The following is a 12,538-nucleotide window of genomic DNA, read 5'->3' on the forward strand; positions in this document are numbered from 1 at the left end:
CTGAACGTTTCGTAAACTATAGGGAGCGCTACGCGGCCTCCTCACCATGAGGGGCGAGCAGCTGGGCTACTCCCCGTTCCACCCGCAGGCGCGGAGCCGCTCGTGCATGTGGGGTGGGGCCGGCGCCACCACGCGGACCGGCTCCTTGTTGCGGGAGATCGGTACCACGATCTCGCGGGAATGCAGGTGCAGCTTCGGCTCGCCGAAGCGCGGGCCGTTGCCGTAAATGTTATCGCCGAAGATCGGCCAGCCGGTCGCGGACGCATGCACCCGCAATTGATGGGTCCGTCCGGTGACCGGTTCCATGGCGAGCCAGGTCAGGCCGTCGCCCCGGCCCATCACCTTCCAGTTGGTGATGGCCTTCTGGCCCTCGGGATCGGGCTTCTGCCACCAGCCGCGTTCGGCGTTCAGCCGGCCGAGCGGCATATCGATGGTGCCTTCGTCTTCGGTGGGGCCGCCCTCGACGATGGTCCAGTAGGTCTTGCCGATCTTCCCATGCTTGAACAGCAGACCGAGCGAGGCCGTCGCCTTGCGATGGCGGCCGAGCACGAGGCAACCCGAGGTGTCCTTGTCCAGCCGGTGGGCCAGCACCGGCGGCCGCGGCAGGCCGAAACGAAGCGCGTCGAAGGACGTTTCCAGATTGGCACCGCCCTTGGGTCCGCGATGCACCGGCAGGCCGGCCGGCTTGTCGATGACCAGCATCAATCCGTCGCGATGGAGCACGCGCGCCAGGATTTCTTCGGCGGTCAATTCGGGAACATCGAGCAATTGCAGGACTTTCGGTCAAGACTTTCGTTTGCGAGCGGGAACGGCTAACACACCGCCATCATGAACGATACCACCCCCGAGACCCCCAAGCTGAGCTGGTGGCGCCGCCTGTCCGACGGGCTGAAGCGCACCTCGTCCTCGCTCGGGACCGCGGTCGCCGATCTCGTCACCAAGCGCAAGCTCGACCGCGCCATGCTCGACGACATCGAGGACGTGCTGCTGCGCGCCGACCTCGGCACGTCGGTCGCGGTGCGGATCGCGGATGCGGTTGGCACGGGACGCTACGACAAGGCGATCTCGGCGGACGAGGTCAAGGACGTCGTCGCGACCGAGGTCGAGAAGGTGCTGGCGGCGGTGGCGAAGCCGCTCGAGATCGACGCCGGCAGGAAGCCGTTCGTCATCCTCGTGGTCGGCGTCAACGGCTCCGGCAAGACCACCACCATCGGAAAACTCTCGCAAAAATTCGCGTCCGAAGGCCGCAAGGTGATGCTGGCCGCCGGCGACACGTTTCGCGCAGCAGCGATCGAGCAGCTCAAGGTCTGGGGCGAACGCACGAAGACGCCCGTCATATCAGGTGCGCAGGGCTCGGATTCGGCGAGCCTCGCCTTCAATGCGCTGACGGCGGCGAAGGAGCAGGCCATCGACGTGCTCCTGATCGACACGGCCGGGCGGCTTCAGAACAAGGCCGAGCTGATGAACGAGCTCGAAAAGGTCGTGCGCGTCATCCGCAAGGTGGACGCGACTGCGCCGCATGCGGTGCTGCTCGTGCTGGACGCCACCGTCGGCCAGAACGCGCTGTCGCAGGTCGAGGCCTTCCATCGCACCGCCGGGGTGACCGGTCTCGTGATGACAAAGCTCGACGGCACCGCTCGTGGCGGCATCCTGGTGGCGCTCGCGGAGAAATTCAAACTGCCGGTGCATTTCATCGGCGTCGGCGAAGGCGTCGACGATCTCGCGCCGTTCACCGCGCGTGATTTCGCCCGCGCGATTGCCGGAATCGAAAGCTGAAGAATGGACAAGACCCAGCCGCACCCCCTGTTCAAGCTTGCGACCGAGCTCGGCCCGCTGCTCGTGTTCTTCTTCGTCAATGCGAAGTTCAACCTGTTCGCCGCGACCGGCGCCTTCATGGTCGCGATCGTGGCGGCGATGATCGCCTCCTATGTGGTGACGCGGCACATCCCGATCATGGCGATCGTAACCGGTGTCATCGTGCTGGTGTTCGGCACGCTGACCCTGGTGCTGCACGACGAGACCTTCATCAAGCTCAAGCCGACCATCATCTACGCTTTGTTCGCTGCGATCCTCGGCGGCGGCCTGTTGTTCGGCCGCTCCTTCATCGCCGTCATGTTCGACCAGATGTTCAATTTGACGCCGCAGGGCTGGCGCATCCTCACCTTACGCTGGGCGCTGTTCTTCGCCGGCATGGCGGTCTTGAACGAGATCGTCTGGCGCACCCAGAGCACGGATTTCTGGGTCAACTTCAAGGTGTTCGGCGTCACGCCGATCACCATGATCTTCGCCATCGCCCAGATGCCGCTGACCAAGCGCTACCACCTCGAGCCGGCGTCGCTGGAAGCGAGCGAGGCCGAGGCGGGCGATGTGAGGAAGGGGTAAGGTCTCTCAAATCGTCATTGCGAGCCCAGCGCAGCTACATACTCGACTGTCATCGCCCGGCTTGACCGGGCGATCCAGTATTCCAGAGACAGTCGTGAGGTACGGAGGAGCTGCGGCGTACTGGATGCCCCGGTCAAGCCGGGGCATGACAGCGGTGTTTGGGGTTGGGTCCTTCTCACACTGACGACAGAGCTAGCTCCCGGCCGCCTTCAACGCCTTCTCCATCTGCGGCAACAGCACCGTGCGCAAGTTCTCCGGCGTGATCGGCCCGACCAGCTTGTAGACGATGGTGCCTTCGCGACCGACGACGAAAGTCTCGGGCACGCCATAGACGCCCCATTCGATCGAGGCGCGGCCATTGGCATCGACGCCGACGTGGCCGAACGGGTTGCCGTAGCGCCCCAGGAAGCGCCGCGCATTGTCGGTGGCATCCTTGTAGTTGATGCCGACAAGCTGGAAGCGCTTGTCTTTTGCCAATTCGGTCAGCAGCGGCGCCTCGTCGTGGCACGGCACGCACCAGGACGCCCAGACATTGACGAGGCTGACCTTGCCCTTGAACGCAGCGGGATCGAGGCCGGGGATCTGCGTGTTGTCAGCCTGCAATCCCTCGAGCGGCGGCAGCATGGTTTGCGGCACGGGCCGTCCGATCAGCGCGGAAGGGATCCGCGAGGGATCGCCGCTGCCGAGCCGGAACCAGAACAGCAGCGCCAGGCCGATGAACGCAATCAGCGGCAGCACCATCAGGAAGGTGCGGCGCTGCGGCGGAGCGGACGTCGATTGCTCGCTCATGATTGATCTCTCATGCTCGATCTCTCATGGCCGATCCGTCGCGCTACGGCCGGAGCGGCGGGTCACGCCGCTGCGCTCGAGCTCGCGCAGGCGCTGTGTCTGGCTACGATAATCGAGCACGATCCAGCCGATCAGGATCACGACCACAAGGGCGGCCGCGACATAGGACGTCACGATGAAAGACGCATAGGGACCGAGCGACATGATCATGCAGCCCCGACTTCTTTTGACGTGCTGCCCTCGCGCGAGCCGGTGCCGACTTCTGAAAACGCCACACGGCTCGCCTGCATCATCTGCAGGGACCGCACGCGCCGACGCAAGATCTCGTTGCGCATCGCCGCCAGATGCAGCGTGACGAACAGCAGGGTGAACGCGACCGCCATCACCAGCAGCGGAATCAAAAAGGATTTGTCGAGCGACGAGCCGCCCATCCGCATCACCGAGGCCGGCTGGTGCAGCGTGTTCCACCAATCGACCGAGAACTTGATGATGGGCAGGTTGATGGCGCCGACCAGCGTCAGCACGGCGGCGGCGCGCGCCGCGCGGGAGGGCTCGTCGACCGCGCGCCACAGCGCCATCAGGCCGAGATACATCAGGAACAGGATCAGCACCGAGGTCAGCCGCGCGTCCCATTCCCAATAGGTGCCCCACATCGGCCGGCCCCACAGCGAGCCCGTCAGCAGCGCAAGGAAGGTGAAGCTGGCACCGATCGGAGCAGCCGCTTTGGCGGCGACGTCGGCGAGCGGATGCCGCCACACCAGCGTGCCCAGCGAGGCGATGCTCATCACGCCCCACACGAACATCGACAGCCAGGCATTGGGCACGTGGATGAACATGATCTTCACGGTCGCGCCCTGCTGATAGTCGTCGGGCGCGGTGGCGGACTGATAGAGCCCGATCGCGAGCAGGATGATTGTCGCAGCCGCAAGCCACGGCAGCAGCCGCGCCGTCAGCGCGAGGAACCGTGTGGGGTTGGCGAGGTCGATCAGCGTCATGGTATCCTGATAATCACAGGTAAGCGCTCACGCAATCAGCACGAAAGTCCGCAGCGAAAGTTGATCGGGGTCAAGGTCAGTCCAGTCCATCTCAATCCAGCCCATGCTTCAGGCTCGCCGCAGCCGCGAAGGGCCCGATCACGAGGCTGACCAGCGACAGCGCGCACAGGATCGAGAACGGCGCGCCGAATGTCATGGGGCCGACGATTACCGCCTGCGAGGCCGCGACGCCGAAGATCAGCACCGGTATCGACAGCGGCAGCACCAGGACCGCCATCAGCAAGCCGCCTCGATGCAGCGTCACCGCCAGCGCCGCCCCGATCATTCCGGTAAACGTCAGCGCCGGGGTGCCGGCGAGCAGCGTCAGCGCCACCGCGCCGGTCGCGACCATGTCGAGGTTGAGCAGCAGGCCGAGCACGGGGGTTGCGACGATCAGCGGCAGGCCGGCGGCCAGCCAATGCGCCAGCGCCTTCGCCGCGCAGGCGAGTTCCAGCGGGGTCCGGCTCATCGTGATCAGGTCGAGCGAGCCGTCCTCGTGGTCGGCCATGAACAGCCGGTCCAGGGTCAGCAGGCTCGCCAGCAGTGCCCCCAGCCACAGGATCGCCGGCCCGAGCCGCGACAGCAGTGCCAGATCCGGCCCCACCGCAAACGGCATCAGCACCACCACGGTCAGGAAGAACAGCACGCCAATCAACGCCCCGCCGCCGACGCGGAGCGCGATCCGGATGTCCCGGCGAATGAGGGCAGACAGGGCGGTCATGGGGGGCTCCCATCGTGCCTGAGGCACGGTGCGATCCCTCCCCCGCTTGCGGGGGAGGGTTGGGGAGAGGGTGTCTCGACAACGAAGATTCCCCCAGCGGAGAGAACCCTCACCCGGCGCTGCGCGCCGACCTCTCCCGCAAGCGGGAGAGGCGAGGGAGCCCGCGGCGACGACTGCGTCCCGGGTGCGAGAGCGGCGACCGGCCGCTCGAAAAGCTGAGGGTCCACGGGAATCATGCCGTCCCCCCGATCCGCAGCTCCCGCGAATCGATCCCGAGCGGGGCGTGGGTGGCGGCGATGATCAGGCCGCCGCGGCCGAGGTGCTCGCGCATCAATCCGGAAAACATGTCCTGTCCCGCGACATCCAGCGCCGTGGTCGGCTCGTCCAATAGCCAGACCGGTCGGCGGACGGTCAGGAGGCGGGCCAGCGAGAGCCGGCGGCGCTGGCCGGCGGACAGGAAGGCGGCAGGCAGATCGGCGGCATGGTCGAGCCCGACGGTGGCGAGGCTCTCGCCGGCGTCGAAACGCTCCCCGCCGAGAAAATCGGCCCAGAATGTCAGATTCTCCGCCACGCTCAGCGCCGGCTTCAGGGCGTCGCGATGGCCGAGATAGTGGCATTGCTCCGGCAATGTCAGCTCGGAATCGCCTCCGTCCAGCGCGATCGTGCCGCCCGCCGGAATGAGCAGGCCCGCGATCAGCCGCAGCAGCGAGGTCTTGCCCGATCCGTTGCGGCCGACGACCGCCACGGCTTCGCCGGAGACGGCCCCGAAGTCGAGCCTGGCAAACACCTCGCGGCCGCCCCGCACGCATGTGACCCCGCGTCCGGAAAGCTGCATCTTGCCTCGTATCGATCCGCTCAAAGCCAGGCCTCAGGAAAACTTGGGGTAGCGTATGGGAATTTTTGGCTCGCGGATTGCCGCGGCACGTTTGTGGCTGTGGCGGCGCGGTTAGAAAGCTTCTATAAGCCCGGAACTACTTGATGCAGCAACTCAACCTGCCCCTGCAAGCGACTCAGCCTGCCTACGCTGACGGTGTTAAAATACCCTGCCGGGTATAACTAACAATTGGGATTTCCTACATGACCTCGCTCGACAGCTTCAAATGCAAAAAGACCCTCAAGGTCGGCGCCAAGACCTATGTCTATTACAGCCTGCCCACGGCCGAGAAGAATGGTCTGAAGGGAATTTCGAAACTCCCCTATTCGATGAAGGTCCTGCTCGAGAACCTGCTCCGCAACGAGGACGGCCGCTCGGTCAAGAAGGAAGACATCGTCGCGGTGTCGAAATGGCTGCGCAAGAAGTCGCTGGAGCATGAGATCGCCTTCCGCCCGGCGCGCGTGCTGATGCAGGACTTCACCGGCGTGCCCGCCGTGGTCGATCTCGCCGCGATGCGCAATGCGATGCAGAAGCTCGGCGGCGATGCCGAGAAGATCAATCCGCTGGTGCCGGTCGACCTCGTCATCGACCACTCCGTGATCGTGAACTTCTTCGGTGACAACAAGGCCTTCGGCAAGAACGTCACCGAGGAGTACAAGCAGAACCAGGAGCGCTACGAGTTCCTGAAATGGGGCCAGAAGGCGTTCTCGAACTTCTCCGTCGTGCCGCCCGGCACCGGCATCTGCCACCAGGTCAATCTCGAATATCTCTCCCAGACGGTCTGGACCAAGAAGGAGAAGATGACGGTCGGCAAGAAGACCGGCACCTTCGAGGTCGCCTATCCCGACTCGCTGGTCGGCACCGATTCCCACACCACCATGGTCAACGGTCTCGCCGTGCTCGGCTGGGGCGTCGGCGGCATCGAGGCGGAAGCCTGCATGCTCGGCCAGCCGCTGTCGATGCTGTTGCCCAACGTCGTCGGCTTCAAGCTGAAGGGCGCGATGAAGGAAGGCGTCACCGCGACCGATCTCGTGCTGACGGTGACGCAGATGCTGCGCAAGCTCGGCGTCGTCGGCAAGTTCGTCGAGTTCTTCGGCCCCGGCCTCGACCATCTCTCGGTCGCCGACAAGGCGACGATCGCCAACATGGCGCCCGAATATGGCGCGACCTGCGGCTTCTTCCCGGTCGATGCCGCGGCACTCGATTATCTCAAGACCTCCGGCCGCGCCTCGGCGCGCGTCGCGCTGGTGCAGGCCTATGCGAAGGCGCAAGGGCTGTTCCGCACCGCCAAGTCGCCCGATCCGGTGTTCACGGAGACGCTGACGCTCGACCTCGGTGATGTCGTTCCGTCGATGGCCGGTCCGAAGCGCCCCGAAGGCCGCATTGCGCTGCCGTCCGTGCCCGAGGGTTTCTCGCTCGCGCTCGCCAGCGAATACAAGAAGGCCGAGGAGCCGGGCAAGCGCTTCGCCGTTGACGGCAAGAAGTTCGACATCGGCCATGGCGACGTCGTGATCGCCGCAATCACCTCCTGCACCAACACCTCGAACCCGAGCGTGCTGATCGGCGCCGGTCTGCTGGCGCGCAACGCCGCCGCGAAGGGCCTCAAGGCAAAGCCGTGGGTGAAGACCTCGCTGGCACCCGGCAGCCAGGTGGTGGCGGCCTATCTCGCCGATTCCGGTCTCCAGGCCGATCTCGACAAGGTCGGATTCAACCTGGTCGGCTTCGGCTGCACCACCTGCATCGGTAATTCCGGTCCGCTGCCCGAGGAGATCTCGAAGTCGATCAACGACAACGGCATCGTCGCGGCTGCGGTGCTCTCCGGCAATCGCAACTTCGAAGGCCGTGTCTCGCCGGACGTGCAGGCGAACTACCTCGCCTCGCCGCCGCTCGTGGTCGCTCATGCGCTCGCGGGCACCGTCACCAAGAACCTCGCCATCGAGCCGCTCGGTGAAGGCAAGGACGGCAAGCCGGTGTACCTCAAGGACATCTGGCCTACGACGAAGGAGATCAACGCCTTCATGAAGAAGTTCGTGACCGCGTCGATCTTCAAGAAGAAGTATGCCGACGTGTTCAAGGGCGACACCAACTGGCGCAAGATCAAGACGGTCGAGAGCGAGACCTATCGCTGGAACATGAGCTCGACCTATGTGCAGAACCCGCCCTATTTCGAAGGCATGAAGAAGGAGCCGGAGCCGGTCACCGACATCGTCGAGGCCCGCATCCTTGCCATGTTCGGCGACAAGATCACCACCGACCACATCTCGCCGGCCGGTTCGATCAAGCTCACCTCGCCCGCCGGCAAATATCTCAGCGAGCACCAGGTGCGTCCGGCCGACTTCAACCAGTACGGCACGCGCCGCGGCAACCACGAAGTCATGATGCGCGGCACCTTCGCCAATATCCGCATCAAGAATTTTATGCTCAAGGGCGCGGATGGAAATATCCCCGAGGGCGGTCTGACAAAACACTGGCCAGACGGCGAGCAGATGTCGATCTACGACGCCGCGATGAAGTACCAGCAGGAGCAGGTGCCGCTGGTGGTGTTCGCCGGCGCCGAATACGGCAATGGCTCCTCGCGCGACTGGGCCGCGAAGGGCACGCGTCTGCTCGGCGTGCGTGCCGTGATCTGCCAGAGCTTCGAGCGCATCCACCGCTCCAACCTGGTCGGCATGGGCGTGCTGCCGCTGACCTTCGAGGACGGCACCTCCTGGTCGTCGCTCGGTCTGAAGGGCGACGAGAAGGTCACGCTGCGCGGCCTCATCGGCGACCTCAAGCCGCGCCAGAAGCTGACCGCGGAGATCGTCTCCGGCGACGGTTCGCTGCAGCGCGTTTCGCTGCTCTGCCGCATCGATACGCTGGACGAGCTCGAATACTACCGCAACGGCGGCATCCTGCACTACGTGCTGCGCAAGCTCGCGGCGTAAGCGCGGATTTGTGAACGGTGGCTCACTGCGAAGTGAGTAGTAGGTTACACGAAGGCGGCCTATCACAAGGCCGCCTTCACGCGTTTGCGGCAGGCTTCGGATGGCCCGCCCGGCGGACAACCTCACGCCCTGGACGGCTGCTGTGGCGGATGAATGTGTGAGGCCCGTAAGACTACGGTGACCATCCGGCGGTAAGGTTTCCCTCTCGCGAGCAATGGTGTGCGGCGTTCGACATGACAACAATGACGGCTTCTCATCTGGCTTCACGTTGGTCCGGCGCCCTCTGGTCGGGTGCACTTGGTCTCTGTGCGATCGTCGCCGTCATTCGTCCTGCCGAGGCTGATCCCCGCGCCGTTGTCGAATTGTTTACCTCGCAGGGCTGCTCGTCCTGCCCGCCGGCCGACAAGATCATCGGCGACCTCGCCCGCGATCCCTCGATCATCGCGCTGAGCATGCCGATCGACTATTGGGACTATCTCGGCTGGAAGGACACATTGGCCGATTCGCGCTTCTCTGCACGGCAGCGTGCCTATTCGCGCATGCGCGGCGACCGCGAAGTCTACACGCCGCAGGTCGTGGTCAACGGCTCCACGCATGTCGTCGGCAGCGATCGCACTGGCATCGAAAGCGCGATCGGCAAAACCGACGCCGGCACTGGTGTGATGAGCGTACCGGTGACGATGTCGCTCGCGGGCAAGCAGATCAACGTCTCGGTGGCCGCGAGCAAGGAGCCGACGGCGTCCCACGGCGAGGTCTGGATCTGCTCGATTGCGAAGTCGGTGCCGATCGCGATCAGCCGCGGTGAAAATCGCGGACAGCAGGTCATCTATCATAACGTGGTGCGCAACCTGCTCAAGGTCGGCGACTGGACCGGCCGTCCGGAAAGCTGGACGGTGCCGATCGAGAACCTCACGCGCGACGGCGTCGACGGTGCTGTGGTCTACGTCCAGGACGGCAGCCGGGAAAAGCCGGGCCCGATGCTGGGCGCGGCGTACACGTCGCTGCACTAACGCGCACACTTCGAATTTTCCGATTCAAGCACAGTCTCAATCCTCATGGTGAGGAGCGCGCTCTTGCGCGCGTCTCGAACCACGCAGGCCCTGCTGAGGCAGCTCGGCCTCGATCCTTCGAGACGCCGCTTCGCGGCTCCTCAGGATGAGGGGAGGGAGTGTTCTCGCTGATGAGGAAGAGATCCGTCGAGGCGGAAGCATCCCGACACAAACAAAACCGGCCCAAACAAAAAAGGACCAACTCGCGTTGGCCCTCCTTGTCGTGCGAACAGACCCGATCCTGACGGCCCCGGGGGGCTGGGGGCTGAGGAATCCGGAACCGAAAGGACCGGGTCAACGCACACAGGTCTTTTCGCAATGCAGGGCGGCAGTCGCTTGGCGGAAAAGCGGCGACACTATGATTCCTGCTAACGATCCCGTGACGGTTTGCCGCGACAGAGTTCCACCGCTACGTGTGGGCGGTTTGCTCCGGTCCAACGTCCTTACAGGGCCCCTTGCAGTGGGGAACAGTTGGCGCGATCATGCAACTGTCATGATCCGCGGTTCCGGGGACGGTCTTCGCGGACGCGGTCATGCTGATACGACAGGAGGCAGCCTATGAGTCTGTCGGAGGATGCCGATCCGAGCGAACAGCGCGCGGCGGCGCGCCCCGCCGCTTCGAATGCGCAACCGAGCCGCGTAACGTTCAACCGGCTCGAGCTGCACCGTATTCTCAATCTCTACGGCCGGATGGTCGCCGACGGCGAGTGGCGCGACTACGCCATCGACTTCCTCAAGGATCGCGCCGTGTTCTCGGTCTTTCGCCGCGCTTCGGAAGTGCCGATCTATCGCATCGAGAAGGATCCGCGCCTCGCGCGCAAGCAGGGCATGTACAGCGTGATCTCGGCGACGGGCCTGATCCTGCGCCGCGGCCACGAGCTGGAGCGCGTGCTCCTGGTGATCGATCGCAAGCTGGCGGTGGTGTAGCGTTTCGTAGCCCGGATGGAGCGCAGCGCAATCCGGGGCAGTCGTATCCGCGGATGAACCTTTCCCGGATTTCGCTTCGCTCCATCCGGGCTACAAGAGCTGAACCCTACTTCTCCGGCACCGTAGTCGCGCCCTCGCCGAGGTCGCGCTGCATCATCACCGTGTCCAGCCAGCGGCCAAATTTCAGCCCGACGCTGGGATGCGTGCCGATCATCCTGAAGCCGCCCTTGGTGTGCACGCCGATCGAGCCGGCATTGGCGGAATCGCCGATCACGGCGATCATCTGGCGGAAGCCGCGCGCCTCGCATTCGACGATCAGCCGCTCCAGCAGGAGCGCTCCGATGCCGCGGCGGTGAAAGGACGGATCGAGATAGATCGAGTTCTCGACCGTGAAGCGGTAGGCCGGCCGCGGCCGGTAGGCGCCGGCATAGGCGTAGCCGGCAACGCGCCCGTCCAGGATGGCGACGAAATAGGGGTAGCCGCCGTCGATCAGCGTGCGGTAGCGGCGCGTCATCTCGGTGAGGTCGGGCGGCTGCAGCTCGAACGTCGCGGTGCCCTCGCGGACAGCCTGCTGGTAGATGGCGGTGATGGCGGGAAGGTCGGCCTCAGTGGTGGGCCTGATATCTGGTGCGGACATGGGGCGAGATTAGAGCCTTCCCGGGACGGCTGGAAGAGGCAACGGTGCCTCCTCATACTCCGTCATTGCGAGGAGCCCTTGCGACGAAGCAATCCAGAAATGCACCAGCGGAGGGACTCTGGATTGCTTCGCTGCGCTCGCAATGACGGTAGGTGTGGAGAGGCTCACCCCAAACAAAAACCCCGGCCTTTCGGCCGGGGCTGGTGTCGTTCGCTCTGGTCTGACGCTTAGTCGCGCTGGCCGAGGAGCTGCAGAAGCAGCGTGAACAGGTTGATGAAGTTCAGGTACAGCGACAGCGCGCCGGTGATGGCCGCACGCTCTGCGATGTCACCGCCGGCCGAGGCGTAGCCGTAGATGTAGTCGTTCTTCAGCCGCTGGGTATCCCAGGCGGTGAGGCCCGCGAACACCAGCACGCCGACCACCGACACGACGAACTGCAGCACCGAGCTCGCCAGGAACAGGTTCACCAGGCTCGCGATGACGATGCCGATCAGGCCCATGAACAGGAACGAACCCATTCCGCTCATGTCACGCTTGGTGGTGTAGCCGTAGAGGCTGAGCGCGCCGAAGGTCGCCGCGGTGATGAAGAACACCCGCACGATCGAGGTGTGCGTGAACACCAGGAAGATCGAGGACAGCGAGACGCCCATCAGCGCCGCGAACACCCAGAACAGGATCTGGGCAGTCGAGGGAGCGAGACGGTTGATGCCCGCCGAGATCACGAACACCATGGCGAGCGGCGCGAGCATGAACAGCCACTTCAGCGGGCTGACGAACATCGCGTAGCCGAACGGCGTCAGGAACAGCTTGCCGACGCGGACGGCTTCCGGGGTCGGAACGTCAGTCACGGCGGCCATGTAGACGCCGAGCGCGGCCAAGCCGGTGATGGCCAGGCCGATGCTCATGTAGTTGTAGATGCGCAGCATGTAGGCGCGCAGGCCGGCATCGACCGTCGCGGCGTCAACACGCCCGGCGGCCCTGCCGAAAGGAGAAGCGTAGTTACGGTCTAGGTCCGACATGGTCGAATTCCCGTTGGTTGGTCCGGTCCGGCATGAGGGTCGCCACGCCGCCGGTTCGTCAAATTCTATCTCGGATACCGATGTCTGCCGACTAAATTTTGGCTAACAATCGGGGCTCCGAACCCATTCGATATGTGGGAAACTAACACATCCGCTGCAACCGTCCACGCGCGGCTGAATGT

The 12,538-nt window shown here is 64.6% G+C and carries 13 protein-coding genes; 5 read left to right on the forward strand and 8 right to left on the reverse strand.

Features of this window, described 5'->3' with window-relative positions:
* Positions 1-66 precede the first annotated feature (66 nt).
* Positions 67-768, reverse strand: a complete 702-nt coding sequence (locus IVB48_RS15265; RefSeq protein WP_247400617.1) for an RNA pseudouridine synthase — start codon at positions 766-768, stop codon at positions 67-69.
* A gap of 60 nt (positions 769-828) precedes the next feature.
* Here IVB48_RS15265 and ftsY point away from each other — a divergent pair, with 60 nt between their 5' ends.
* Together ftsY and IVB48_RS15275 are read left to right on the forward strand one after the other, a co-directional pair.
* Positions 829-1,776: a signal recognition particle-docking protein FtsY gene (ftsY, locus tag IVB48_RS15270; protein ID WP_027566386.1), complete on the forward strand. Its 948-nt coding sequence runs from the start codon at positions 829-831 to the stop codon at positions 1,774-1,776.
* A 3-nt stretch (positions 1,777-1,779) separates the two neighbouring features.
* Positions 1,780-2,382 (forward strand): septation protein A, encoded by a 603-nt coding sequence (locus IVB48_RS15275; RefSeq protein WP_007598838.1) that lies wholly within the window; start codon positions 1,780-1,782, stop codon positions 2,380-2,382.
* 192 nt (positions 2,383-2,574) lie between these two features.
* On the opposite strand, the gene IVB48_RS15280 is transcribed toward IVB48_RS15275, so the two are convergent.
* The 5 genes from IVB48_RS15280 to ccmA form a co-directional block, all read right to left on the reverse strand.
* A complete protein-coding gene (locus IVB48_RS15280) occupies positions 2,575-3,171 on the reverse strand; it encodes a DsbE family thiol:disulfide interchange protein (protein WP_247400618.1) in 597 nt (198 codons plus the stop codon).
* A 24-nt stretch (positions 3,172-3,195) separates the two neighbouring features.
* Positions 3,196-3,381, reverse strand: a complete 186-nt coding sequence (ccmD, locus tag IVB48_RS15285; RefSeq protein ID WP_247400619.1) for a heme exporter protein CcmD — start codon at positions 3,379-3,381, stop codon at positions 3,196-3,198.
* The gene (locus IVB48_RS15290; RefSeq protein WP_247400620.1) at positions 3,378-4,166 is read right to left on the reverse strand and encodes a heme ABC transporter permease; all 789 of its coding nucleotides are present in this window, start codon (positions 4,164-4,166) and stop codon (positions 3,378-3,380) included. Before IVB48_RS15290 ends, ccmD begins: the two co-directional genes overlap by 4 nt.
* A 91-nt stretch (positions 4,167-4,257) precedes the next feature.
* Positions 4,258-4,926 (reverse strand): heme exporter protein CcmB, encoded by a 669-nt coding sequence (ccmB, locus tag IVB48_RS15295; RefSeq protein ID WP_007598845.1) that lies wholly within the window; start codon positions 4,924-4,926, stop codon positions 4,258-4,260.
* Positions 4,927-5,158: 232 nt separating this feature from the next.
* Entirely contained in the window at positions 5,159-5,761 is a 603-nt protein-coding gene (gene ccmA / locus IVB48_RS15300) for a heme ABC exporter ATP-binding protein CcmA (protein ID WP_247400622.1), read from the reverse strand.
* Positions 5,762-6,003: 242 nt separating this feature from the next.
* Between ccmA and acnA the strand changes: the two genes are divergently transcribed.
* From acnA to IVB48_RS15315, 3 genes are all read left to right on the forward strand, one after another.
* Positions 6,004-8,724 (forward strand): aconitate hydratase AcnA, encoded by a 2,721-nt coding sequence (acnA, locus tag IVB48_RS15305; protein WP_027566391.1) that lies wholly within the window; start codon positions 6,004-6,006, stop codon positions 8,722-8,724.
* A 233-nt stretch (positions 8,725-8,957) separates the two neighbouring features.
* The gene (locus IVB48_RS15310) at positions 8,958-9,734 is read left to right on the forward strand and encodes a DUF1223 domain-containing protein (RefSeq protein WP_247400624.1); all 777 of its coding nucleotides are present in this window, start codon (positions 8,958-8,960) and stop codon (positions 9,732-9,734) included.
* Positions 9,735-10,331: 597 nt separating this feature from the next.
* Positions 10,332-10,700 carry a DUF2794 domain-containing protein gene (locus IVB48_RS15315; RefSeq protein ID WP_027566393.1) on the forward strand — a complete coding sequence of 123 codons (369 nt, stop codon included), beginning with the start codon at positions 10,332-10,334 and terminating at the stop codon, positions 10,698-10,700.
* 106 nt (positions 10,701-10,806) lie between these two features.
* Here IVB48_RS15315 and IVB48_RS15320 read toward each other — a convergent pair whose 3' ends face one another.
* Both IVB48_RS15320 and IVB48_RS15325 read right to left on the reverse strand, forming a co-directional pair.
* The gene (locus IVB48_RS15320) at positions 10,807-11,337 is read right to left on the reverse strand and encodes a GNAT family N-acetyltransferase (RefSeq protein WP_247400626.1); all 531 of its coding nucleotides are present in this window, start codon (positions 11,335-11,337) and stop codon (positions 10,807-10,809) included.
* Positions 11,338-11,564: 227 nt separating this feature from the next.
* A complete protein-coding gene (locus IVB48_RS15325) occupies positions 11,565-12,356 on the reverse strand; it encodes a Bax inhibitor-1/YccA family protein (protein ID WP_007598855.1) in 792 nt (263 codons plus the stop codon).
* Between the last annotated feature and the right edge of the window lie 182 nt (positions 12,357-12,538).

Source organism: Bradyrhizobium sp. 76 (assembly GCF_023073025.1).
Lineage (GTDB): Bacteria > Pseudomonadota > Alphaproteobacteria > Rhizobiales > Xanthobacteraceae > Bradyrhizobium.

What these genes read in the sequence shown, in the direction of transcription:
- ftsY (WP_027566386.1), top strand. Translation starts at nt 829, where the DNA reads ATGAACGATACCACCCCCGAGACCCCCAAGCTGAGCTGGTGGCGCCGC.
- IVB48_RS15275 (WP_007598838.1), top strand. Translation starts at nt 1,780, where the DNA reads ATGGACAAGACCCAGCCGCACCCCCTGTTCAAGCTTGCGACCGAGCTC.
- IVB48_RS15280 (WP_247400618.1), bottom strand. Translation starts at nt 3,171, where the DNA reads ATGAGCGAGCAATCGACGTCCGCTCCGCCGCAGCGCCGCACCTTCCTG.
- ccmD (WP_247400619.1), bottom strand. Translation starts at nt 3,381, where the DNA reads ATGATCATGTCGCTCGGTCCCTATGCGTCTTTCATCGTGACGTCCTAT.
- IVB48_RS15290 (WP_247400620.1), bottom strand. Translation starts at nt 4,166, where the DNA reads ATGACGCTGATCGACCTCGCCAACCCCACACGGTTCCTCGCGCTGACG.
- ccmB (WP_007598845.1), bottom strand. Translation starts at nt 4,926, where the DNA reads ATGACCGCCCTGTCTGCCCTCATTCGCCGGGACATCCGGATCGCGCTC.
- ccmA (WP_247400622.1), bottom strand. Translation starts at nt 5,761, where the DNA reads ATGCAGCTTTCCGGACGCGGGGTCACATGCGTGCGGGGCGGCCGCGAG.
- acnA (WP_027566391.1), top strand. Translation starts at nt 6,004, where the DNA reads ATGACCTCGCTCGACAGCTTCAAATGCAAAAAGACCCTCAAGGTCGGC.
- IVB48_RS15310 (WP_247400624.1), top strand. Translation starts at nt 8,958, where the DNA reads ATGACAACAATGACGGCTTCTCATCTGGCTTCACGTTGGTCCGGCGCC.
- IVB48_RS15315 (WP_027566393.1), top strand. Translation starts at nt 10,332, where the DNA reads ATGAGTCTGTCGGAGGATGCCGATCCGAGCGAACAGCGCGCGGCGGCG.
- IVB48_RS15320 (WP_247400626.1), bottom strand. Translation starts at nt 11,337, where the DNA reads ATGTCCGCACCAGATATCAGGCCCACCACTGAGGCCGACCTTCCCGCC.
- IVB48_RS15325 (WP_007598855.1), bottom strand. Translation starts at nt 12,356, where the DNA reads ATGTCGGACCTAGACCGTAACTACGCTTCTCCTTTCGGCAGGGCCGCC.